This is a genomic window from Clostridium sp. AM43-3BH (genome assembly GCF_003479985.1).
Lineage (GTDB): Bacteria > Bacillota > Clostridia > Lachnospirales > Lachnospiraceae > Otoolea > Otoolea fessa.
The window spans coordinates 286,954-312,146 of record NZ_QUIH01000004.1 but is presented as its reverse complement, the minus strand read 5'-3'; the positions used below and the strand labels follow the sequence as shown (position 1 = coordinate 312,146).

Below are 25,193 nucleotides of genomic sequence, written 5' to 3'. Positions count from 1 at the left end.
TGTTCTTAGAATTTTCAGGGTTTTACATACTGTTCAGTTTTCAAGGTTCTTTGTTGTTGCCTCAGCAGCAACTTTTATAGTTTATCAAAAGTTTTTGCTTTTGTCAACACTTTTTTATTTTTTTACAAATCCACGTTTTTTTGAAATTTTTCTGAGTTCATCAAGAATCTTCAAATCATTTCTTTCGTTTCGTGTTTTGTTTTTGTCCTTGTCTCGAGGACGTATGTTATGATACCAGAGCATTCCCGGAAAGTCAAGCATTTTTCTAAATTTGCTATTTTATATGTTTTTTTGTGATTTTCAAGAATATTCTGGCATCATTTAAACAGAGCTATTTCTATATTGCTGTTCTTTCTTCTACAATTTTATTTTCTAATCAGCAGCTGGAACAGTTCTGACAGGTTCTGCAATCGCGTGCTGTCTGGTTCTATTGATTTTCATTGCCTTCCCGGGTTTTCTACGCAATGTTTTCCTTCTTTCCCATCCGTTCTGCTATCTTTCTGGCGCTCTCGGTCACTGCCAGACCGCCTTCACTCGTCTCGCGTAAAGCAGCCGGAAGCGCATTGCCGATCCGGCGCATGGAATCGACGACCTCGTCTGCCGGGATCGCGCTCTTGATTCCCGCCATTGCCATCTGCGCGCTGACCGCCGCATTGACGGCGCCGGCGGAATTCCGCTTGATACACGGAACTTCAACCAGACCACAGACCGGATCACAGGTTAGTCCCAACATATTTTTGAGGGCAAATGCCGCTGCATTCGCGATACACTCCGCATCGCCGCCCTGCAGATATGCCAGCCCCCCTGCTGCCATCGCACTTGCTGAACCAATCTCCGCCTGGCATCCACCCGATGCACCGGCGATGCTCGCATTTTCTGCAATAACCGCACCGATTCCTGCACTGACAAAGAGTGCCTCGACCATCCGGTTCTCCGTTTCCTTACAATATTCCTCATACGACAAAAATACCGCCGGAATCACCCCGCATGCGCCCGCCGTCGGAGCCGCCACGATTCGTTTCATACAGGCGTTGGACTCTCCCATTTTCACCGCTTTTTCCATCACAAGCCCCATGTATCCGCCCGCCAGGCTGCGACCGGAGGCATTGTATGCGTGCAGTTTTTCTCCGTCGCCGCCCGCCATTCCACTTGCCGAGACGATCGAGCCGTCGTATTCCTGATCTGCCTGGCGCATCGCCTGATACATCTGCCGCATTGTTTCAAACGATTCTTCCACCGTCACCTGGCGTTCCTGCACATCTGCCAGAAGAACCACCTTCCAGAGCGGAATTTGATGTTCGTTCGCTAAGCGGACCAGATCACTCACTGAATGATATAACATTTCCATTTTCCCGTTCCATTCCTTTTCTTATATGAACCTTTCCTATCGAAGACTTAAATATGTTACCTTTCGGATACCCTCCTGACGGCGCAGCCACACAAGCCCTTCTTCCGGAATCTCTTGATCGCACTCAATAACCATCACTGCCATGCCGCCGCGCGCCGCACGGTAGAGCTGCATCGTCGCAATATTGATCGATTTGTGCGCCAGCATCGCCGTCACATCCGCCACATGTCCCGGCTGATCGTCGTTGTGGACAACCAAGGTTGGATAACTGCCGGAAAAATTGGCTTCAATCCCATCGACCTTCGCAATATTGATCCGGGAACCGCCCAGTGATTCACCTACTACCGTCAGACTGCGTCCAGAAATACCCTCAAGCTCCAGTTCCGCCGAATTTGGATGCGCCTCTTTTAAATTAGCTTCCTCAAAGGAAAACTCAATCCCTTTCTCCTCTGCCAGGTGAAAGCTGTCCGGAATCCGCATGTCGTCCGGCACCATTCCTAAAAGTCCCGCAATCAGCGCTTTCTGGGTTCCGTGTCCGGTTCCCGTTGCCAGAAATGAGCCGTACAGACCAATCCTTGCCCGCTTAACCGGTTCCCCAAGAAGCTTCTGCGCCACAAATCCAATCCGAACCGCGCCCGCTGTGTGGGAACTGGACGGTCCGACCATCACCGGACCTACTATATCAAATAGATTCATATTTCTTTCCTTTTCTCTCGTTTACTTCGCCAGGTAGCCGCCATCCACCGGGATTACCGCTCCCGTTATATATTCTGCCGCGTCACTCGCTAAAAACACGGTAATTCCTGCCAGATCCTCCGCCTTCCCCCAGCGGTACATCGGGATCCGCGCCGTTACCTCTTCATACTGATCCGGATTTTTGGCTTTCATATCCGATGTGAGCTTTGTCTCCATATAACCAGGTGCGATCGCATTGACGGTCACACCACGCGATGACCATTCATTGGAGCAGGCTTTCGTGAGCTGCGCCACACCGCCCTTACTTGCCGCGTATGCCGGTATCATCACACTTCCGAAGAAGGAGGTCATCGATGCCACATTAATAATTCTGCCGTATCCATGCTGCAGCATATCCCGCGCCGCCAGCTGAGACATCTGGAACATAGCACCTAAATTTACTCGCAGAATCCGATTCCACTCTTCCATCGGAAAATCTTCTGCCACGCACCGGTGCTGAACTCCCGCACAGTTTACCAGTATATCCGCCTGACCATCAAGGCTTTCCACCAGACGCTTATAGATATTCGGAACCTCCTCTTCTCTTACCAGATCTCCCACTATTCCGTGAACCACCACACCGGTTGTCCGTGCAAGCGCATCAGCGCTCTCCCGCACCTTCTCACTTGTTCCCAAAATAGCAACCTCCGCCCCAGCTCTGCACAGTCCCTCTGCCATGCCATAGCCGAGTCCTCTGGTTCCGCCCGTGACGATCGCTTTTTTCCCCTTTAAGCTAAATAAATCCATGAAATCGCGCATCTTTTATTTTCCCTTTCAAAAGCACACATCTGTAAACAGCCCCTCTGCTGCAGATTACGAACTAGCGATATATTTGTTTTTTATTTCCATATATAAAAGCTGCCGCGAAACAAGAATTTCATTCTTTTCACAGCAGCTTTTTGACTTTTATTCAATGCATTTTCTTCCGCTGCCTGACTGGCTGCATCGAGTAATCCGCTTATGCCAACTTTTCGCCGGTCAGCATCTCATAACTCTGAAGATATTTTTCAATGGTCTTGTCCACAATCTCCTGCGGGAGTGTCCAGTCATTGCCCGGATGAGCGGTCAGCCAATCGCGTGCAAACTGCTTGTCGAAGGACGGCTGGGAATGTCCTGCCTCGTAGCCCTGTGCCGGCCAGAAACGGGAGCTGTCCGGAGTCAGCATCTCATCACCAAGAACGATGTTGCCATTCTCATCCAGACCGAACTCAAACTTGGTATCTGCGATAATGATACCTTTTTCCAGTGCGTACTCCGCACATTTTTTGTAAAGTGCAATCGTGTATTCACGCAGCTTATCTGCATACTCTTTTCCCTTGCCCGGGAAGTATTTTTCCAGATGATCTACGCTCTGCTCATAGGAGATGTTTTCATCATGATCGCCAATCTCTGCCTTAGTGGACGGTGTGTAGATCGGCTCCGGCAGTTTGTCAGACTCTTTTAAGCCTTCCGGCAGTTCAATTCCACAAACCTTTCCGGTCTTCTGGTAGCTTGCCCAGCCGCTTCCTGTGATATAACCGCGGACGATGCACTCAATCGGAAGCATCTCAAGCTTACGGCACATCATGCTCTTTCCTTCGAATTTCTCCTGCTGGAAGAATTCCGGCATGTCTTTTACATCTACGGAAATCATGTGATTCGGGATAATGTCTTTCGTCAGGTCAAACCAGAACTTGGACATCTGTGTCAGTACTTTGCCTTTGTTTGTCACTTCATTATGTAATATAACATCAAAGCAACTGATACGATCCGTTGCAACCATAATCAGGCTGTCTCCATTGTCATAAATTTCACGGACTTTTCCTTCTTTAATCGGTTTCATCTCCTGCATTTTTTGCACCTCATTCTTAAATTTTATGGTGGAATCCAGAGCCCCCCTATATCACAAATGTACAGCTCTGTATCCTTCTATCTGATAAATTACCACTTACCCGCCCTTATTGTCAAGACTCGCCTCCCCGTTTCCTCCTTAAATCCCAACAATTCAGCATTTTACCCTGTAAAAGGCGGTTTGGTATGAATTTTTCTACGCCGTTTTCTTCCAAAATGGAATAGTAAAAATGCAGCGTTATCTGCCGTTCTTCCCTGCTTAAAGAAGAGTTGGCAGATGACACCGCATTTTATCAATTTACCATTTATTATGTATATGCTTCGGATTCTCAGACCGACACACTCTTACTTATTTCAGAGCTGCAAATCCACGCTCCAGATCCTCGATGATATCGTCGATATGCTCAGTACCGATGGAAAGACGGATGGTGTTCTGCTTAATGCCCTGATCTGCCAGCTCCTCGTCAGTCAGCTGGGAGTGGGTTGTTGTTGCTGGATGGATAACCAGGCTCTTTACATCTGCTACGTTTGCTAACAGGGAGAAGAGCTGCAGATTGTCGATGAACTTATGAGCTTCTGCCTGTCCGCCCTTGATCTCAAAGGTGAATATAGAAGCGCCGCCGTTCGGGAAATATTTCTCATACAGTGCATGATCCGGATGATTCGGCAGAGACGGATGATTTACATGCTCTACTAACGGATGTTTGGACAGGTACTCAACAACCTTCTTGGTATTTTCTACATGACGGTCGATACGCAGAGACAATGTCTCAGTTCCCTGAAGAAGCAGGAATGCGTTGAACGGGGAAATCGTAGCGCCCATATCACGCAGAAGGATCGCACGGATGTAGGTAACGAATGCTGCCGGACCTGCTGCCTCTACGAAAGATACGCCGTGGTAGCTCGGATTCGGATCTGCGATTGCCGGATATTTGCCGCTTGCTTTCCAGTCAAATTTACCGGAATCTACGATGATGCCGCCCAGAGTGGTTCCGTGTCCGCCGATGAACTTGGTAGCGGAATGTACGACAATGTCTGCGCCATGCTCGATCGGGCGAATCAGGTACGGTGTACCAAATGTATTGTCAATGACTAACGGAAGTCCGTGTTTGTGTGCAATCTCAGCAATCGCGTCGATGTCCGGGATATCACTATTCGGATTTCCGAGAGTCTCCAGATAGATAGCACGGGTATTTTCCTGAATTGCACTTTCTACCGCTTCAAGATTATGAGCGTCTACGAAAGTTGTAGATACACCGAAATGGGAAAGTGTATGCTCTAAAAGGTTGTAGCTGCCGCCGTAGATGGTCTTCTGTGCTACAATGTGACCGCCGTCCGCTGCCAGTGCCTCGATTGTATATGTAATAGCAGCTGCGCCGGATGCGGTTGCCAGTGCTGCAACGCCGCCCTCCAGTGCTGCGATCCTCTTCTCAAAAACATCCTGTGTGGAGTTGGTCAGACGTCCGTAAATGTTACCGGCATCTGCCAGACCAAAACGTGCTGCCGCATGTGCTGAATTTTTAAATACATAAGAAGTGGTCTGATAAATCGGAACGGCTCTGGAATCGGTTGCCGGATCCGGCTGCTCCTGACCTACGTGTAACTGAAGAGTCTCAAATCTATAGTTTCCCATCTCAAAATACCTCTCTTTCTATTTCTGAAAGTTTATTTCCTAGTATGTAAATTTGTTTTTATTTTATATTCATTTTTTATTTGAGCAAGCGTTTTTCCATTTATTTTCAAGTTTTATATAAAATAATTGCTTTTTCCGCAATATTATATTTGCTTATGCAAATGTATATTTAGCTTTTTGGGTAAACAAAAAGCCGGACCGCTTAATTTTCTTTAAGCTCCCGGGCAAATGGCTTGCATCTTAAATCGTTGTCATTCTCTTAAATGGCAGATATGCAAATTTACCTGACCATATAAAATGCCCGGGAATTACACATTCGACAACAACACATCAGATTTCCGTTCCATATAATATTCTGTCTTGCCATTGTATCTGCCTCCTTTTTATTTTCATGTTCTTTCTGAACTCGATGGCTTAATGATACTCTTATAAACCAACTTTGTCAATAGGTATTAGAAAAAAACTTTTTTCTATGTTTTCCACGCTTTTCTCCTTGAAAGTCCTATTACCTTGCGTTATAATTGGTTAATAGTAAGGAGGTTACCGAATGATATCGACAAAAGGAAGATACGCTCTGCGCGTTATGATCGATCTGGCGGAACAAAATTCTGCTGGATATATACCACTGAATGAAATTGCCACCCGTCAGCAGATTTCTGAAAAGTATCTGGAAATCATCTTGAAGGTTCTGGTCAAAAATAAATTACTGGAAGGACAGCGCGGCAAAGGCGGCGGTTACCGTCTGACCCGTCCGATTAATGAATATACCGCCGGAGAGATTCTGGAACTGACCGAAGGCTCTCTCTCTTCCGTTGCCTGCCTTGCACCGGATGCGCCGCCGTGCGAACGTCAGACAAGCTGTGTGACCCTGCCGATGTGGAAACGCTTTGATCAGGTTGTACACAATTTCTTCTATAATATTACTTTAGAAGATCTGGTAAAGGAAAGTCAGTCTTTGCCGAAAAGTACGAATTAGCATTTATAAATGAACGAAGGCATTCCATTTTGACCGAATGCCTTTTTATATATAGATTTTTCTATTTATTTCAGTATTGAAGCATCTCAAACGTTATTTTTTGATGCCTTTCCGCTCCTCTGCCCGCTCGAGCAGTTTCTCCGCCTCTTCCAGAGCTCCTGGAAGATACGCTTCCGTCCACTCTTTTCCGGCTTTTTCCTGCTTCTTGATTGCATCCCAATCTGTGATCGGTTCCCCCTGTTCGGACAGCATAGGCTTACCAAACACGTGCGGATGGCGGCGGATCATCTTTTCGCTGGCGCCATCCATGACCTCCCGTATCGTAAACAGTCCTTCTTCCTCCGCGATCTGCGCGTGAAGAAGAATCTGCAGCATTAAATCCCCCAGTTCTTCTTTCAGGTTCTCCGCATCGCCGGTCACCTCCCAGATATTGATACCGCCAATCACCTCTGCCGCTTCTTCAATGCAGTACGGTTTCAGCGATGTATGCGTCTGCGCCCGATCCCACGGACAGCCGTCCTCGGCACGGAGATGGCGGACTACCTCGCAGAAGCGCATGAACGATGCGGCGCGGTCATTTTCTTTTTTTATCTCATTTGATTCTCGTTTCATTCTCTCTATCCATTTTCTTGTCTGCTTTTATTTCTGAGCTTGTTTATATGCCTATTTTGTAGCTGTTCAGTACCTTCACAGCCACAAGCAAAAATCCATTAAAAATTGCCTACGGCAATGGGATTTTTGCCTGCTGACCCATATTTTCGTACGGTCAGCGCAGTAAATGCGCTGACCTACTGAACAGTTACCCCATTTTTTATTATATTCCAAATTTTGCTTTCTGTCAGCCGTAAAATAAATTTGGAATTGACAGTCTGATATTTTTCATTTACAATATAATTATAACAAAACAGATTCTTTTATTTATCGGGACTCCTGCCCGGATGCTCCCTTCGTAAATAAGAGCCATGAATCTTACAGGATACGTGGGTCTTTTTTTATTGCACATGATTCCGATACAGCTACCATACCGGACTGCTTCCAATCTTTTTTGATTTGGAAATTATCCAGTAAATAAGCGCTCGGATCATCCAGATAGAAAATCCCCTGTCAATTTCTGCACAATGCAGTATACCTGGAGGATTGATACCATGACTTTTTATGAAACTTTAGATTTAATTATGAAACAGGATTTTGGCGGTCGCGGACTTTTAGCATCTCTGCCTGCTTCCCCACTTGCGGCTGTGTCTGCTTCTCTCGCCCATGCGAAAAGAGCCGTTCTTCTGACCGGTTTCCCGGTTCGAATGCCAGACGGTTCTATTACCGGCGAGACGGATGGACCTTCCGGAACTGCCAACCTCGCAGCAGCGCTGACGGCAGCTGGCTGCGGCGTGTCAGTCGTAACCGACTGGTCTTCTTATCCGCATCTGGAAGCGGCTCTCCGCTTCCGCGCTCCGCAGGCAACCTTGATCCGTCTGCCGGAACAGAATACGGATAACTTTATCCGCACCTTTATCCGTGATGCAAAACCGACCCATCTGATCAGCCTGGAGCGCCCAGGTAAAGCTGAAAACGGACATTATCACAGCATGCGCGGTGAACAGCTCGACGACATGATCACGGATTCGGCTCTTTTCCTGTCTGCTGCCAGAGAAGCTGGTGCCACGGTCATTTCCATCGGAGATGGCGGCAACGAGATGGGAATGGGGACCTTCCGCCGTGAAATTCTCGCAGGTGTTCCACACGGCGAACTTATCTGCACCGCAGAAGCAGCAGACCTGACGCTGGCAAGCGGCGTTTCCAACTGGTGGGGCTGGGGCATTGCCTCCCTGCTCTCCCTGGAATTAGGACGGAATCTTCTCCCCTCTGACCGCACCGAGACAGAATTGCTCCGCCGGGTTGTGGCAGCAGGCGGTGTGGATGGATGCACGAAAAAAGCGGAACTGACCGTTGATGCACTCCCTCTGGAGACGCATCTGAGGATTTTGCAGTCTGTCCGCAAATTGACCGATGAAACACTTAAAAAGCAGACAGCAAAGAGAGAAACTCCTTATTTTTACAGAGAGCGGAAGGTAATGGCAGCTATTTAGGGATTTTTGGTTTTTTATTTGTTTTCATTTTCATAAAAAAGACCTGCTTATGTATTTCACTACATAAGCAGGTCTTTTTTGAATGATTGTTTAATGCTTGCTTTTTACGCTTACAGTTACCTTTTATCTTCTCTTTATTTGCTCTTACTTTTCTTCTGCAGCCCGATATGCCTGTGTCACATTTTTCGTGATCGCTTCCGCTTTCCGATCAGCCGCCACAACCACATGACTCAATGCAAGTAATGCCAAAACGTTCGGAATAACCATCAGCGCGTTGAAGAAATCTGCCAGAGCCCATACTAAATTTACCTTTAACATAGAACCAATGACAATACAAATCACTACGATGAAGGAATAAACCTTTGCCGCCCCCTCGCCGAACAGATATTTCGCATTCGTCAGGCCAAAGAAATGCCATCCCAGAATCGTCGAAAATGCGAAGAACAGCAGGCAGATCGCAATAAAAATAGAACCAAAGTTTCCAAAACTCTGCATGAATGCCGCCTGCGTCAGCGCTGTACCATCCTTGCCGGAGCTCATCGCATCCGTTGTCAGGACTGCAAATACGGTCAGATTTAAAATAACAAATGTATCAATAAAGACACTGATCATCGCACAAAGCCCCTGATGATGCGGGCTTTCTGCTTTCGCACGTGCGTGAGCATGCGGTGTGGAACCCATACCTGCCTCATTGGAGAAAAGTCCTCTCGCTACACCAAAACGGATTGCTTCGCGGACGGTGATACCAGCACCAGCGCCCATTACCGCTTTCGGATCAAACGCGCCCTTGATGATCATCATAAATGCTGTCGGCACGTGATTGATATGAAGACCAATCAGAATCAGGCTTCCTACAATGTAAACGCCTGCCATAACTGGCACAACCTTCTCTACCACAGCTGCCAGACGTTTGGTTCCACCAATGAAAATGAATCCTGCCAGTACTGCCAGCACAAGACCGATCGTGATCGGCGGAATATTGATTCCATATACCTGAAATACCTCTGTAAACGCAGCACCGATCGAGTTGGACTGTACCATATTGCCCATAAACCCAAGTGCTAAAACAATAAAGATAGCAAACAGAGTGGATAATACCTTTCCAAAATTACCTTTAAATGCCGCCTTGATGTAGTAGACAGGTCCGCCTGTCACCTCACCATTTACCTCTGTCTTGTAGGTCTGTGCCAGAACCGCCTCGGAGTAGATGGTCGCCATTCCGAAGAACGCGCTCAGCCACATCCAGAAGATTGCCCCCGGACCGCCGCCAAACAGCGCTGTCGCCGCACCTGCCAGGTTACCAGTACCAACCTGTGCTGCGATCGCCGTCATGATCGACTGAAACGGGCTCATTTCCCCTTTTTCATGTTTTTCTCCGTTCAGGCTGAAATGTCCAAACACATGCTTGCAGCCCTCTCCAAATTTTCTTACCTGAATGAATTTGAGACGAATCGTGTAATAGATGCCCGTTCCACACAGCAGAATCAGCAGAAGAAAACTCCACAGAAAATCATTGCCTTTGTTTACCAGTGTCAAAATCGTGTCCATTTTTTATCCTCCTCTATGTTTTCGTTACGATTCCGGCTCTTTTATAAATCCGGGATCGAGTAATAAAATAAGAGCTGATACAAATCAGCTCTCCAAAGAGTAGAACATATGCATACAATAGAACTCATCCCCTGGTTCCATTGTGATTGGTTGTATGCCCTGTCCTTTTGCCTGAGAGATCAACGAATACCATGGACGTGCATCCGTCTTACACCTTCGGCGCTCCTTCTTGGAGACTCTCCAGAGTGTCCCTGCCTGACTGACCTTCGATCACTCGTCAGGACGGTTCAGTAAACAGGAACGAACTTATGTGAGGTATGCTATCACATTTCTTCTGCTTTTTCAACTGATTTTTATAAATTATACGAAAATCCTCAAAATATTACGGTTCGCGACACGTTTTCCCCCTTTTCATTAAACTGCTCATACTTTTCCCCAATCAAAAGAGAATCCATCTGCGGGTATGCACCATCTTTTAAAATATACGATGGAATTTCCCCTTCTGGCTGCCATCCCGGCTTTTTCCCTCCCCATTCTTCCCGGTTTTGAGCTGCCTCTGCCTCCGTCACTTTCCTCCATGCCGATTCTGCTGCCTGACCACGCTTTCCCTGCTTTGTCAGAGGAATCACTTTAAAATGATATACACCCGCAGTCTGCATCAACGGTACAAAATCGTACTGTTCAGCACTCGTCCGATGCGGATGTCCGACACGCTTCGCATCCCGGTAAAGCATCACCAAATATGCCGAAGCCCCCGGCGCTTTCTTCCACCTGCCAATTCCTCTTTCCGCCCAGCCTGCTGCATCCACCGTTCCTATTATCTCTCCGGCATCCTGTAATTCGATCGTCAAAAGCAACGTAGTGCCATTATCTTTCCGAACTGCCTTGCTGCATACCGCGCCAAGCCCTGAAAACTGGATGTCCTCCTGGCGAAGGACGGAAAAAGAATCATCTGCGTCGGATTCCAGTTCTATTTCGTATAGAATTTCCGGAGCAGGTTCTTCTGCATGGATTTCTTCTATCTTTCGTTCTTCTAAAGAAACTTCTTTGGTACCTATATTTTCAGAGTCGGCTTGTATGCTCCCTTTATATTGTTCATTTTCTTTTTTTCCCACCTCTGCCCCATCCATCGCCGGTCCGCTTGCCGGATCACCGGAGATTCGTTCCACACCAGTGACGCTATATGCCCTGTCCCGGCTTTCTGCCTCCAAAACAGGCATTCCCATTTCATCCAGCTCTTCTGCTGCCAGCCGAATCCTGACCCGATCGATGGATGCTGCGGCAGCGGAGAAACATCCCGCAGCCGTCTGGCTCAGTACGGCTGCTCCGAAGAGCAGCCCTTTCGCCATCTGATTCATAAAATTCCTCCTCTCCCACTTTATGTGCTCTCGAAATCTTTCTGTGCTTGATTTTGTGAAATGTTTTTTGTTAGCCGCAAAAGCAAGTGCAGAAAAGACTCCGAGAGTACATCTTTCTTCTGTTCATTTTTCTCTTATTTTTTTACTCCTCCTTGCCCTTATCATTCCTCTCCATATTCTTTTTTATATTTTCCTCCTTTCTTCGCCGCTCTGCGAGCGCCAGTCCTGTCCCAACGCTCATACATATCAGTCCAATCACCAGTTTCCACTTCCAAATCAGTGAAATCACTTCATTCAGACGTTCTTTTTCGTCCTCAATCTGATAAGCGCCTTCCACTCCCCAGGTGGCTGATTCTCCATATCCCATCCTCGGAAGCGGCTTCATCTGTCTGCTGTCGAGAACAATTTTCCCCTCTCCACAGATCGACTCTGGCACGTGAACTGTTAAATAGCCCTCTTTCAGCTCTTCTATCACTTTCTTTGGATATTCCGGCTGACCATGTCCCGGTCGCCCTGGCTTCTCCGGCTTCAAACGGTCATACATCCGCACAACCGTCACCGTTCCGTCCTCTGAAACCGTAAATGAAACTGGTTCGGCTTTTTCGTAGCCCTCCGGCGCTTCCAGCTCTTCCAGAATATAGCGGCAGCCCTCCTTTAAAATGCCCTGTATACATTTCTCCTTTTCTTCAGAAATCCATTCCAATATTACCTTTCCAGCCTCATCGGAAATCCTCAGGAGGGCACCTTTTACAAATTCGCTATCTCCTTTCTGCTCCCTCCATTTCCGCTTCTCCACCTGCACTTCCGTCGGTCTGTCATACATCTTCACCTGATCGACTCGACCGTCCAGTGATACCGTAAATGTCACTTTTTCTGCTTTCCAGTACCCATCCGGCGCTATTTTTTCTACCAGCACATAGTTTTTTCCAGCGTTTAACTTTCCTTTTATCACATGGGCGCCCCGATCAGATACCCACGAATCAACCAAGGTTCCGCCTTCCTTCTCCTCCCAGAGTTCCATCCGCGCCCCCGGCAGTTCCTTTTCTCCCGTCACACTGTATTTTGTGATTTCCACGTGCGTCGGCTTGTCCTGCATGGAAATCCGCTCGACCGTTCCATCCTCGGAAACAGTAAACGGAATCTCTTCCGCATACGCAAATCCATCCGGCGCTCCCGTCTCGCGCATTATATAACTCTTTCCCGGTGTCAACGTTCCAATTATCTCATGAGGATGATCCGCAGAAATCCATGATTCGATTACATTTCCAGACTGATCCAGAATCTCTATCTGAGCACCCGGAAGCTCCGTTCCGACCAGATCTGTCTTTGAAAAGACCAGCTTTGTCGGGGAATCTATCATTCCAATTCCGTCTATCTGTGCATCGTCCCCCAGAGAAAAAATCATCTGATTCGACTCCACCTCTTCCGTTTTTCCACCGTCCAGTTCCAGCAGTTCAACTAGGCGGTATCTATTCCCACGTTTGAGCACTTCGCGCACCGACCGATCATTCTGATGAAATTCCCAGAGCACTGTATTTCCCTGCCGGGAGGTCCGTCCCGTGCTTCCTGTACTCTTCCACTCGATCGGCAGTCCATCCGGAGTCTGTGCCGGAACTTGTGCCCGAACCTCATAGTTTGTTCCCCACGGCATTCCTGTCAAAACAACCGATTCGCCACAAGAAAGCGTCAGGCTTCCTCCACTTCGCAGCGTTCCCGATTTAGAACCTGTGTACGAAATCAAGCCTGGAAGCTCTTTTCCCTCCGCATTCTTTAAGTATAACGTATATGTTATATCTACCTGCCTTAACAACGCCGCAGCAGTTCCCGTCACCCGCCCGGCGATAGCAATTGCGCCCGGAGATAGAATTGGATGGAAGGATTCATAGCTTTTGCCCGTTTTTCCCCATATCGTTGCCGTTACCGTCATACCAGAATGATTTTCCTGTCCGTTTTCATTTATATGATCTCCAACCAGAACAGCCACCCGCAAAATGCCTCCTGATCCGGCTGCCACATTCTCTATATTCCAATACCAGGATTCACCTATTTGTTCCGCTCCGCCCATCGAAGCCGCTGTCATTAGTTCACACCCAGCTGGAATTTCCAGTCCAATCTTCATATTTTCTTTTTTATCTGACTGGTTCCGATATGTAATTTCATATACAATTACACTTCCCGGCAGCACCGCTGCTCCGTCTTTTCCAATCGGGGAAACGGCGCGGATGCCACATGGATCGCTGTATTCCGGATTTCGTATTTCATGGATATATCCCAGGCCATCTCTGTTTTCCGGGATCCAGCTTTCCACTTCCCTGCCATCTGTCTCTTTCTGATGATATTCTTCCAGACGATACCTCGTTCCTTTTAATGTTCGAAGCGTCAGCGGATAATGTCCGTTCTCATCCCAATTCAGACGGAATGTATTTTTTCCTATCGTCCGACGGCTGCCGTCACTGAACTCAATGATCTCCCGCAGTTCGAAACGATGTCCTTCCGCCACCCCCTCTTTTTCACATTTTTCTCGTTCCAGATAAGGCACAGAAGCTTCCATCAGTGACGAAAGTACAAATTCTTCCCCACTGTCCAAATCCCACAGAGTTCTCACCAGACGAAGCGCTTTTCTTCCCTGCACCTGCAGAGACGTTATGCTGTCAAATAAACCGTCTGCTGTCTCTGTCTCCAGCGCATTTGCACCATCTCTGGCTGCGTTAATCCCCCTGCCTGTATCTGACACCGTGAAAATCATCGGTTTCTGCACAGTGTATCCATCCGGCGCTTCCAGTTCTTTCAGAAGATACGTGTGCCCGGCAATCAGCTTTCCTTCTATCACGTGTGTTTTCCCATCGCAGATCCAGGTTTCCAATGCCTCACCCGCTTCAGTGTACACACCATCCAAAAATCCGGCTTCATACACTGCCAGCTTTGCTCCTGACACAAAGAGACCCGTATCGAAATCCAGCTTGGAAATTTTGATTTTCGTTGTTTCATTCGGCACCGTCAGATCATACGTTAGCACCTCGCATTCCTTCTGATCTTCTATCAGCACCTCGTACACGCGCGGAATAAGTTGATATCCATCCGGCGGCATCGTCTCACGGACTTCGTAATGGTACGGAATCCAGCTTCCATTCTCCCCTATCGTTCCGATTGGCAGCAATGGGCTTTCCGCCTGACCGCTCTCGTCTGTCTCCATCTGAACCTTTTCTCCCGTCTCTCTGTTTTTCACTTCAAACACCGCACCTGCCAGTTTTTCCTCTGGCTTTCTCTCATCCACCTTTTCAACCCGAACCCGTCCCTGTTTCAACGTATTAACCGCTTCGATTGTCTCCCCCGAAGCAGCCGCCACCGTAAATTTCTTAGGTTCCATGAGGCGATAACCTGCCGGTGCCGAAAGTTCCACCAGATAATACACTCCATAGGCAATCGGAGAAATCCGATGCGGCTTCCAGTCCCCTACCTTCCAGCCTGCCGGAATCTCCTGTTTTTCTGCTTCTTCCTCTGTAAATTTTCCATCCGATCCAGAAATCCAGCGTTCCACTAAATATTCTTTTTCCTGCATCAGGCTTCCATCCTGTGCCGCCCGGAAAACAGCAAGTTCTGCGCCTGCCAGATAAATTGCCTCTTCGGATGCCTCTCCTGAGCTTCCCAGCTTGGAAATATAGACAGACTTTGCCCTGTTTTCCAGCCCGTAAAGCTGAATTTCAGCAGTTTCTTCGACAATCACCGGCTTCGGTGCTGCTTTCTGATAGCCGCTTGGTGTTTTCGTCTCCACCAGAACGTAATAGCCTTTCTTTCTGTTCGAAGCCAAATCATTTTTCGTCGGATTCAGCGGTAAATAATCAATCCGGTGAATCCCATCGGAGGTATCATAACTGACCAGAGTCCCCTCCGTCTGGTAATTCCAGCGGAAATCATAGCTGTAGCCTGCTTTTCCATCCGGCTGCAGATTTTTCGTTACCTGAACAAGCACCTGCGAACCATTTCCCAGATTCCAGAGCTGACGCACTGATTCGCCCTGTTCTGTCGCTGTTTCTTCCTGTTTTTCAGCGGTATATCCACACCATGTAACCGTGTTGAACCTTGTATGATATTCTGCATACAGCTTCTGATAGCGGGTTGCAAAGCTGTCGCTTCCTTGGCTGTAGGCTTTCGCATCTTCGGTCTTCCAGCTCTTCACCCGTTTTTCCCGGTCATAGCGCGGTGTTCCATCCGCTTCCATGACAATTCCATTTTCATCTGTCACTGCCTCGTACAGGGTCAGCTCCGCCGCATATGCATTCGGCAGACATTCTTTTTTTCCATCCTTCTTCTCATATTTGAAAAAGGCGGTTTTTATATGATCTTCCTGCATCGTGATGAGCTGCAGCTTAGAAGTTTCCTGGATTTCCACCTCCATTTGATTTGTCAGATATCCCGGAGGCGTCTCTATCTCCCCGAGAATATAATCGCCTGCCGGAATCCCCTCCCATGCCATTGGCGTCTTTCCGACGGTCCATTTGGCAGTCACTGTCTTTTTCTGGTTTCTCTCATCCAGTACCGTCCAGTTCGCCGGAAGTTCCCCTTTCTTTTCCAGATAATACCCGGACGGATGTGTTTCCAAATCACCACTCGCAACTCTTTTTGCTGGATAGAGCGCTAACACGGCTCCTTCCACACTTGAAAACGTATAACCTCCTTTTCCTTCCTCCCAGGTCTTAGAATCCGATTCGTTCAAAATGCGATCATAGTCCCGGACTGGCTGCTGATATTGTTCTGGCGCGTCGATCTTTTCAATCTGCACCGTGATCGGGCGGTTAGTAAGGCGCAGCTCCTGTACTTCACAGGTTTCCTCTACCGTAAGACCTGTCGGCATCCGTTTCGCATAGCCGGATGGGGCACGCGTCTCCTCTAAAATATACACTCCCACCGGAACGCGTTTTAAAACGTCCACCTGCCCATCTCTGATCCGTGTATGGAACGGATCGTTTGGCGTTTCATCCCCGGTTATCCAGCTGTTTTCCATCAGATACGCCTCCCCCTGACGGTGGTACAGCGGTCGATCGTCTTCCCGGTTTTCCGGATCATTTCCAATATCATAGAGCGCTGCCTTCAACTGCAGATCCCATGCATTGGCATTGTAAGCTCTGAGAAGATCGCTGTATCGGTAACGCACATAATCGCCATCCCGATCATAAACGGGATATCCTTTGATATAGGTCTGATCGGAACGCTGGTAATAAACCGGCAGCCCATTTTCATTCAAAACCGGATTGACATGGGGCTGCAGCAGACCTCCGTCATATGTTCCAATCGTGTACTCCTGTTCCGTATCAGCATACATCGTTGCCACGCGGCCGGTCTTTACCTTATCCCTGGCAATCACATTTCCATAGTGATCCTTAGATACCTGGATCACCCACACCAATGTTTTACCGGTTTTCTCCTCCGTCACATATGCCATTCCCGTGTACGGTTCTACCTCGCTGTCCCGGCTTCCGTCTGATGCCAGATGATAGAATTTCGTCCCGGACGGAACGTATTCAAACCGCCTTTCTTTCCGGCTGTACGCCAGTTCTTCATAGCTTGGGCTTACAATTTCCAGAAATGGAACGCCATCTTTCATCGCATAGATCGGTTCGCTGTCTTTTGGACGCACTGGTTCGCCTTTTTCGTTATAGGCATACCGCACGCCCCGGAGTGTCGTAAATACCTCCAGAGCCCCGAGATCATAATATAAAATGTCTGTATCTTCGCGTTCAATCCGCTTGAGAATCCATCTGCCTTTTCCCTGGTCGTTGAACCGGTCATCCTGCGTATATCGTGTATAATTGTTATTTTCTCCTTTGCTATCTTCCCCCTCTTGATCTTTATCCCTCACATACAGAAGCCGGTTTCCCGCATAGCCTTTCTGCACATACATCCGGGTCACATTTCCAAACGAATCGCGCACCACATTGACACCGGCATACGCCCGGTCCTCACTGTCCCCGTTCTTCTTTACCTCGATCGCATCATACAGGCGCATTGATGCACCTGGAAGATATCGGTTGAATGCGTGCGCTGTATCTGGAACCCGATGCCAGATCGCCTTTCCAGTAAAAACCTGATCCTCATAAATCAGGTCAATCCATTCCCCGGCTTCCTGTTTTGCCCTCAGACTGTCCAGCCAGCCTTTTGACCACCCGTACCCAAGGAACGTTCCCGACGCATTGTACGCCAGTTCCAGATTTTCAAGACCATAACGGTTCGAAAGCTCGGTCAAAGTTCCCTCTCGCCGATCGCTCAACTCAAACAAAATCTCCGTTTCCTCCTGTTTTACTTTCGCGATTTCCAGCCGGATCGGCGTATTTCCTACATAAATCCGCGCCACATCCCCCCGGTCCTGCGGCTTATTGCCATTTGGCTTCGTTCCATCCGGGTTCTGTACTGCTTCTCCGTTGCTACTTATCCGGGTTACCATTTCTCCATACACGGCAGCTGCCACCCGCTGACCGCGCTCTCCGTCCCGATAATACGTCACTTCATCCGAATACACTTCCACCGCTATCGGTTTCGTTCTCACATATCCTTCCGGTGCAGATAATTCACACAACACATAGGCTCCTGCTCCCAGCGGCTGCGGCGTAATCAGATATCCTGTATTCTGGTTGGACGGCAGAGTTTCCCCCAAACCACCAAAATCCTGCAGCGTCGAATAAACCCGGAATGTGCCCGTCCGCGTCCCAAAGGCATCCTGCATCACCACCTGATCGGTTTCACTGCAAATCGGAGTTCCTGCCGGGATTATGCCTGTATATTTTCCTGTATAAGGTGCTTTCCAGGGGTATTTTGACGGAATTAGCGTTTTCAAATCAACCGGCGCGATTTTCTTTGCCCCCATTGCCTCCAAAAATTCCCGGCTGGCTGTCACCTGTGTATCTTTTTCATAAAACTGCACCTCCCCCTCGCTGTACTTCGACGTGTCCCGGCTGGCGGCATAAATAGCGAACACCGCATCATCATGCAGAATATTCTCTCCCGTCTCCGAATCTAGTTTTTCAATCCGAAGCTTTGCAGCATAAAACGTATTCCGGTATTTTCCATCCGCGTAGCCGGTAAATCCCAACGCATCATAGGCTGACTCCGCCGCTGGTTCTGTCACACTGTAAGGCACCAATCCCTGAAAATACCGCCCGTCAAACCCGGTCAGCGCCCCGGTGATTGTCCTGACATGATCTTTCAGATAAAATCCCGCCGGATTGTTATCATCCGTCTTCTCTCCATACGGATATTCCACTGAATCTGCCCACCCTGCCTGCTCTGAGATCGAACCATAACGGTAATAGCTTTCTACCTTCTCGTTGCTCCGGTACCGGCTGTTTGCATTTTCAGACCGATAAATGTCCTTGTACGGCGCCATTTCCCTCTGAGCGGGCGAAAATCCGCTGTAGTCATAGCTTCCGCCTGGATAGGAAATCGTTCCCTGCCGTTTATCCGCATCCAGACCATACTTATAAATCTCATAATTTCCATCCTGTCCATGTGCGCGGATCACATATTTCCTCAAATCCGCCTGATTTGTATCTCCCCACTCTTCATTCATCCGGATCTGATAGTTCGCCGCCAGCGTTTCCGGCGATGCCGAGGCGTCATATTGATAATCCGCTGACTTTTTTTCCGGAGATACGAGGTTTCCACCTGCCTCATAAACCGACGGGACTTCTATTTCTTTCGGCTGGTCGATCCGATAATGCTGGTTTTTGAAATCTTCCAGTGCTCCCGAATACGGCTGCTGCTCGACTGCCACATAGGTTCCGTAAGGAAGGTATTTCGAAACGCCATAATAATAACCTTCCTCGGATTTTTTTAATTTTTCTGCTGACAACGTTGTTTTGTCCCGATCGGAACCTCCATTTTCCGCGCTGTCCCACTCAATCGCGTATAAATCGTCCAAATCATAGGAGAAAAACGGCTTCAAATATTCCTCTGCTTTTAAAATTGCCTGATATAATGCTTCATCATAGATATAATCCGGATAGCTTTCCTGTTCTCCCGATGCTTGAATGTTCTGCTTCTTTACCTCATTCTTCAAATACCAGTCAATCGCAAACTGACGGACAGCATCCGACCGTTTTGCATTTTCTATGGCTGCTTCTGACGTACGGCTCTGATTCTGTATCGCCGCATTGTTATGATGCACCGGATCTTTTGTTTCTCCGCCGCTGCTTCCAAAAATACCCGTACGGATCCACGCAAACGGCTTAAAGGATGTATCTGCTGCATCTGCCCGCTGCCATTTATCCCGGTTCGCCACCGCCATCGCATCGAAAAATTTCTCATACTGATAGCCTGGAACTTCCCGTACCGCTCCCGCTCCATCTTCCTTGATCCGCATGACTGTCTCAAGAAGTCTTGTATACCCCTGATTGACCTCTTTCGAATCCGCGATCTGCCCGTCTTTTCCATATTCGTACAGACGATCATTTGCCGTCACTGCGCTGTCCCAGACATTGTTATTGACGGAACCAGCCGTCTGGGAATCTTTTTTATGAGTTACCTGCGTGAAAATTTTCTGAACCGGAGCAAAGGATTCTATAAGCAGCGGAAAATTCTTTTTTACCTCCGGCAACGAGACAACTTCTCCATCCCGATTCATCCACACGATTTCGCCATCCGTATTCCGGTACAGACGTTCCAGATTGGATTTCAAATAGAGCTTAAAACGGAATTTTGGCAGTGCCGAAGCGACATTTTCCTTCCCTCCCTCTTTTTCCGTAAACAGATCGGTATGTCCACTTTCCGCATAAGTGTTATGTGCATAGGTGTTCTCCGGGGTCGTCGCTATATCTTTGATGATTTTTATCTTTTGGCGGATCACACGCTCCAGTACACCCAGCGGTTCTTTTCTTGTCCCGGCATCCTGATAGGTAGTCTCCTGCCCAGGGTATGCCAGTGCCACCGGGATCACATAGGAATCATCCCCTATCAAGCCGGAACGTCCAGAATCGATATATGCCTTTGCCCGCGCCTGTTTTACCCACGTGTAATAGCTGGAACTGTTCATCTGGTGGCCGGCAAAGAAACCATTTCCCAGCATTGCGGCTTCTTCCTCGTTCAGTGTAACCTTCTTCTCTTTCAATACCGCCTTAAATCCCAGCTCTTCCAGCACACCCGCATTTGTTTTTTTTACACCAAAACTGTCGGTAAAATTCGCGTTGATCTGCAGTATGTATTTTCCGTCTGCATTCCGCTCTGCTGCCTGATGAACCCATTTTGTCTCCGTCACCTCCCGCTGCTGTGTTTCTGTCTTTTCCTGGTAAATAAATACCCGAAGCGGCTGCCCATCCGCATCGTGCGGAATTTCCCCGGTTTTGTAATAGACATTTACCTCATTTTCCTTCGGAACAATCGTACCATCTCCCTCAATCACAGCATCGGTCTGCAAAAGTGCCGACGCCATCACCTGATTTCCAGCGGTAGTTTCCCTATAATCAGTATACGTTCCAAATGCGTCCCGACCTCGATTATTTGAATATGGTATATACACATAACGCGGACACATTTCCATATTCTCCGGCAGCCACTCTGCCCGGTGAAAAATCAGGCTGTCTTTCTCCGGATCACTTCCCAGTACCATGAAATTCTCCGGTATTCCTAAAATTCCTGCATATACCGTAAATTCAAACGAATCCGAAGACTCTTGCACCGCGTCCAGACCGCCATAGCTGATATATGGATGGGTATGATAAAAATCCAGAATGGAAGTGATCACATCTCCCACTGTCATTGAAATTCCATCTTTTGTTTTCGGCACCGCAATCGTCTGAACCGGAGAACCATACACTGTTTTTTCTGCCTTTTCTCCCGGCGTCACACCGCTGACGCCGTACACGTCCCGCTCTCCTTCCCGGAGGCCCCGGTCAAATACGCCGGTATAGATACTGGAATATGCATTTCCTCCTGCTCCCGGTGTCCTCGGTGTTATTTTCGCATGTCTGCGGAGTACCCGCTCGGCTTTCCCTTTCAGATAACAAAAGTCATCCACATCAAATATCTTTGCCAGCTTGTCCGCATTTTCTTCCTCGGTCATTCCCGTTTCAGCCTGCAAAAGAACTGATTCCACTGTCTCCGGCACAAGTTCCTGCACCCGGACCTGGCGCATCCACCCCGCCGCATACTCAATCGGAACTTTTTTATTCATCGGCGTGCCATCCGCATTGTACTTTGGATACTGATAGTCGTTCTCTGCCACTGCCAGTTCCCCGGTATAAACTTTTTCATACTCACCTGTCCCAGCTTCCACCGAAACCGTTCCTTTTCCCTCGTCTTTTCGATAAAAGCTCACGCCCTCCGGCAGCCCTGACACCACAATCTCATAAACTCCATCTTTCGTGTTCTTCGACTCTGCCGAAAAGAAAATTTCATTCGTATCAGCGCCGCCATCGCCTGCCTGCTCTTCCCCATACATCTGCATGGAAATATGGGCATATCCTTCTCCCGGTTCCAGGGCCGCTGCCTCCAGATCCTGTCCCAGGTTTGTAACTGCGTGAAGTTTATTTCCAATCGAAAGTTCAAAGCCCTCGGATCGGCTTAATTCCTTGACATAATATTCCCCCATCAGAAGCGGGCGTCCAATCCAGGCATTTCCATTCTTTGACGTATTGTTATAATAAATCCGCTCCCAGGCTTTATCTGCCGTATAATCATCGATCGCCGCATCTTGTGTATACAGATTTCCCGGCGCTTTCTTTCGCCATCCATCCGCTGCATCCGCAATTGTCCCCTTCGAATAATCATAGGTTCGCCCCGGCGCCTCTGTACATGCCAGAAACGAGGCATCGCCATTTTTGTCTGTCGTCGCCACCGCCACCAGATGATTTGCCCGGTAAACTACCCCTGTTTTCCCATCCGGATGCAGCAGATCTTCTGCTGCAAACAAGCCATACACTGCGCCTTCCAGCGTCGCATCCCCCTGTGCGTCTCCAAGAGCATTGTAAGACTCATTTTCGCCCCTTTTCAGATCCAGATCCTTTTTATTGATATGTACCTCGCCCTCTGTCCGGTGATCGTAGATCCTCCAGGCATCTTTCCCGCCGTCTGCCCCATTGCAATGGCTGAAATTGCCAGCACTTCCCGGCTCTATCGCTGAACCCACACTCGCGGAGACAAGCGCCGATTCATAGGCAGGGAAAAATAGTGACTCTTCTGCCGCCCCCGCCAATGTTTCCGTTCTTTGTGACAACTGAGGATTTTGATACAACAAAGAAGGTGAATGCCAGCTTGTATAAAAATCCGCCTCGGTTGTCAATAAATCTGAGCCGGTTGCCGTATATCGCCGAATACTTTCACGTTCCGCTTTTTCTGCTTCTTCTAAATCATCATCCGCTTCATCAATAAACACAAAACCTTTCTGGACACGATTTACCAGATGGTCCGAAATAGATACTTTCAGCTCCGAGGCAGTTGCTTCCTCCTCCGACGGTGTCGCTTCCCTCAGAAGCGCTGCATCCAATGCTGTAAACAAAACGATCCGCTGCGGCAAAACACGCATTTTTAAAGACTCTGGAAATACCGCCTCCTCGCCTGGTAAAGTCGTTAGATTCTCCCAAATCGTCCCACCAGGCGCACTTTGATCGTCTAAGCCAATTTTCCCAAAAAATCCTGTCTTCCCCGCACTTTCTTCATTCCGATTTTCTAAAGCATCTCCGATGCCCTGACTCCTTCTCACACTCTTCGTTCCCAGCGCTACATCACGCGAATGCCCGCCTCCAAATGACGCATTTGCCCCATGTTCAGATGCATCGGTTGTGATAATCTCAATCGGCAGATCATCTGCATGTCTATCATGCAGAATATATCCATCCCGCGCTTTAAATTCTTTCCAGGTATAACTGTACTTCATGGAAATGAACTTCTCATACGTCTGCCCACAGTCCTCCTGGCAGCCAGACTTTGCATACGAAGTTTCCCCGTCTGCCCCTGTCATCGGTCCCGCATCGGGTGTTTCTCCCTCGGAGCCGCCGTCTGACGCGATACCTTCTATCTCCCCTGCATCGACCTCCTCCATTATCCAGTGGAAATGGACGCCCTCAAAGTCTCCGCCCGCCTTTCTTTCACATTCCTCTTCGCACAAAAGCCAGCTATTTGCCAGGCGGATATTTTCTGCCTGCGCCGCCTCAATCTCATCCTCATTGATGACTTCTCCCTCTTCGTCCTCCTCTTCCTCTGGAACAGGTACAAAGGCCGGCGCCGGATGACCGTCACAGAATGTCTTATCATAGTGATAACCGTGTTCCACTGTCTGGGAGGCGTAGCCATCGCCATCTGTTACCGCCGAACCCACTTGTCTGAAACCATCCCAGAGAACCGGCTCATCCTGATAATGACTGGCATATGGTTCTCCGCCCTCATACAATTCGGCAGCTCCGTCCCGCTCAGTATTTACCCTGTTCTTATCGTCAAAGCGCTCAAAGAAGCCAAACCGCGCCCCTTCCAGCGCTTTCCCTGTCTCATGATCGTATTTATACATCTGTAGATTATAGGTGGAAGCAAAATCCTCTTCATGCCTAAATACCTCAAACTGAATGCCTCCCTGCTCCGGTACCGGGGTTGGATCGCCCGCCAATGCAGCAAAATAATTGACCGGAACCATTCCGAGCTCCATCCATGCCATCCGCTGATGAATCCACGGATCACTTTTGGCAGGCGTTCCGCCTCCGTGTGTCCCCGAACAGGTCACACACTCCCAGATTTGAAGCGACTGGTCAATCGCCTCCTCCGCCGAAGCATATCCCCCGCCGCCCGAAGCGTATGGGGTTCCTTCCACCCGGAAACGAATCAGGGCTTTCGACGGTTTTGGATTTGGATTTTTAAATACAATCTGCGAGTCGGTTTTTGTATACGTCCATCCATCGGTCGGAACCGGGCTGAATGAAACACCGTCATTGTTTGAAAATTCAAGCGGTACAGAACGGATAAAATCCCAATCCGAGCCATCCGGCGCAAACGACAGCGTCAGAGTCGCCGCATCTACCTGTTTTGCCGTTCCCAGCGAGGTGCTGGAAGCTATCACATTTGGAATCTTTCCGCCGCCGACACCGGTATTTTCCTTTCTGCTGCCTCCGCCAGACAGCATTCCTCCCATTTGCATGTACGCCTCACTATTTGACGCAGCTGCCTCCAGCCACGGATATTTTGCCCGCACAGCCGGAACATAGAGGATTGTTTTCAGATCTTCCTCGGACACCATCTTGATAATTTCCGGTTTTCCCTGTGCTTTTGCTGCCACATTGATCGCCCGGATAAATGTATTTGCCTTTTCATCCCCCAGCGCTGCTCTGAGCGAGAGCATCGCCCAAAATACATATTTCTGTTCCTGACTGCTCAGCGGAACGGATGCCTGGGAGGGACGGTGTGCTTCATAGAGATCCCCTTTTTCTGCAATTCCCCAGATCGCATAACCGCCCTTATCGATACAATAAAGCTTGTGTCCCAGCAGCGTATCGCCATGGGCTGTCGTCAGTGTTGTCTGCTGACCGCTCGCAGGTGCCGCTTTCGCCGGAAAAACCGGGAATCCTGGCAAAAAAGCCATTCCTCCCAATATAATTGCCAACGCAAACGCCATCCCCCGTTTCACATTCTCTCTGTACCGATACTCCCCCATAAACTTCCTCCTCGTTTTTACTGCCCCGCGCCCCTTAACACCGGCAGTCCCTCGTTTTCT

Annotated in this window: 11 protein-coding genes and 1 riboswitch; of the genes, 2 read left to right on the top strand and 9 right to left on the bottom strand. The window is 48.6% G+C overall.

The window, feature by feature from the left end:
- Positions 1 to 457 precede the first annotated feature (457 nt).
- From sdaAA to DW931_RS08785, 5 genes are all read right to left on the bottom strand, one after another.
- Positions 458 to 1,342: an L-serine ammonia-lyase, iron-sulfur-dependent, subunit alpha gene (gene sdaAA, locus DW931_RS08805; protein WP_118468104.1), complete on the bottom strand. Its 885-nt coding sequence runs from the start codon at positions 1,340 to 1,342 to the stop codon at positions 458 to 460.
- Between the two features lie 42 nt (positions 1,343 to 1,384).
- On the bottom strand, positions 1,385 to 2,044 hold the full coding sequence (gene sdaAB / locus DW931_RS08800; protein ID WP_107000463.1) for an L-serine ammonia-lyase, iron-sulfur-dependent subunit beta: 660 nt from the start codon (positions 2,042 to 2,044) through the stop codon (positions 1,385 to 1,387).
- 21 nt (positions 2,045 to 2,065) lie between these two features.
- Positions 2,066 to 2,830, bottom strand: coding sequence for an SDR family oxidoreductase (locus DW931_RS08795; protein WP_333491434.1), 765 nt, complete (start codon positions 2,828 to 2,830; stop codon positions 2,066 to 2,068).
- A gap of 211 nt (positions 2,831 to 3,041) precedes the next feature.
- Complete coding sequence (locus DW931_RS08790; protein ID WP_022359439.1) at positions 3,042 to 3,914, bottom strand: phosphoribosylaminoimidazolesuccinocarboxamide synthase; 873 nt, start codon at positions 3,912 to 3,914, stop codon at positions 3,042 to 3,044.
- 348 nt (positions 3,915 to 4,262) lie between these two features.
- On the bottom strand, positions 4,263 to 5,546 hold the full coding sequence (locus DW931_RS08785) for an O-acetylhomoserine aminocarboxypropyltransferase/cysteine synthase family protein (RefSeq protein ID WP_118468107.1): 1,284 nt from the start codon (positions 5,544 to 5,546) through the stop codon (positions 4,263 to 4,265).
- 547 nt (positions 5,547 to 6,093) lie between these two features.
- Here DW931_RS08785 and DW931_RS08780 point away from each other — a divergent pair.
- Positions 6,094 to 6,522 carry an Rrf2 family transcriptional regulator gene (locus DW931_RS08780; protein ID WP_022359441.1) on the top strand — a complete coding sequence of 143 codons (429 nt, stop codon included), beginning with the start codon at positions 6,094 to 6,096 and terminating at the stop codon, positions 6,520 to 6,522.
- Between the two features lie 93 nt (positions 6,523 to 6,615).
- Here DW931_RS08780 and DW931_RS08775 read toward each other — a convergent pair whose 3' ends face one another.
- Positions 6,616 to 7,134: a MazG nucleotide pyrophosphohydrolase domain-containing protein gene (locus tag DW931_RS08775; RefSeq protein ID WP_207663373.1), complete on the bottom strand. Its 519-nt coding sequence runs from the start codon at positions 7,132 to 7,134 to the stop codon at positions 6,616 to 6,618.
- 533 nt (positions 7,135 to 7,667) lie between these two features.
- Between DW931_RS08775 and DW931_RS08770 the strand changes: the two genes are divergently transcribed.
- Complete coding sequence (locus DW931_RS08770) at positions 7,668 to 8,606, top strand: DUF4392 domain-containing protein (RefSeq protein ID WP_118468109.1); 939 nt, start codon at positions 7,668 to 7,670, stop codon at positions 8,604 to 8,606.
- Positions 8,607 to 8,750: 144 nt separating this feature from the next.
- Here the strand turns inward: DW931_RS08770 and DW931_RS08765 are convergent, their stop codons facing one another.
- The 3 genes from DW931_RS08765 to DW931_RS08755 all read right to left on the bottom strand — a co-directional run bounded on the left by DW931_RS08765 (position 8,751) and on the right by DW931_RS08755 (position 25,133).
- On the bottom strand, positions 8,751 to 10,154 hold the full coding sequence (locus DW931_RS08765) for a sodium:alanine symporter family protein (protein WP_022359445.1): 1,404 nt from the start codon (positions 10,152 to 10,154) through the stop codon (positions 8,751 to 8,753).
- A 149-nt stretch (positions 10,155 to 10,303) separates the two neighbouring features.
- A riboswitch (glycine riboswitch) is annotated at positions 10,304 to 10,408 on the bottom strand.
- Between the two features lie 120 nt (positions 10,409 to 10,528).
- On the bottom strand, positions 10,529 to 11,512 hold the full coding sequence (locus DW931_RS08760; protein ID WP_118468111.1) for a hypothetical protein: 984 nt from the start codon (positions 11,510 to 11,512) through the stop codon (positions 10,529 to 10,531).
- Positions 11,513 to 11,654: 142 nt separating this feature from the next.
- Positions 11,655 to 25,133: a SpaA isopeptide-forming pilin-related protein gene (locus tag DW931_RS08755; RefSeq protein ID WP_118626946.1), complete on the bottom strand. Its 13,479-nt coding sequence runs from the start codon at positions 25,131 to 25,133 to the stop codon at positions 11,655 to 11,657.
- Positions 25,134 to 25,193: the final 60 nt, after the last annotated feature.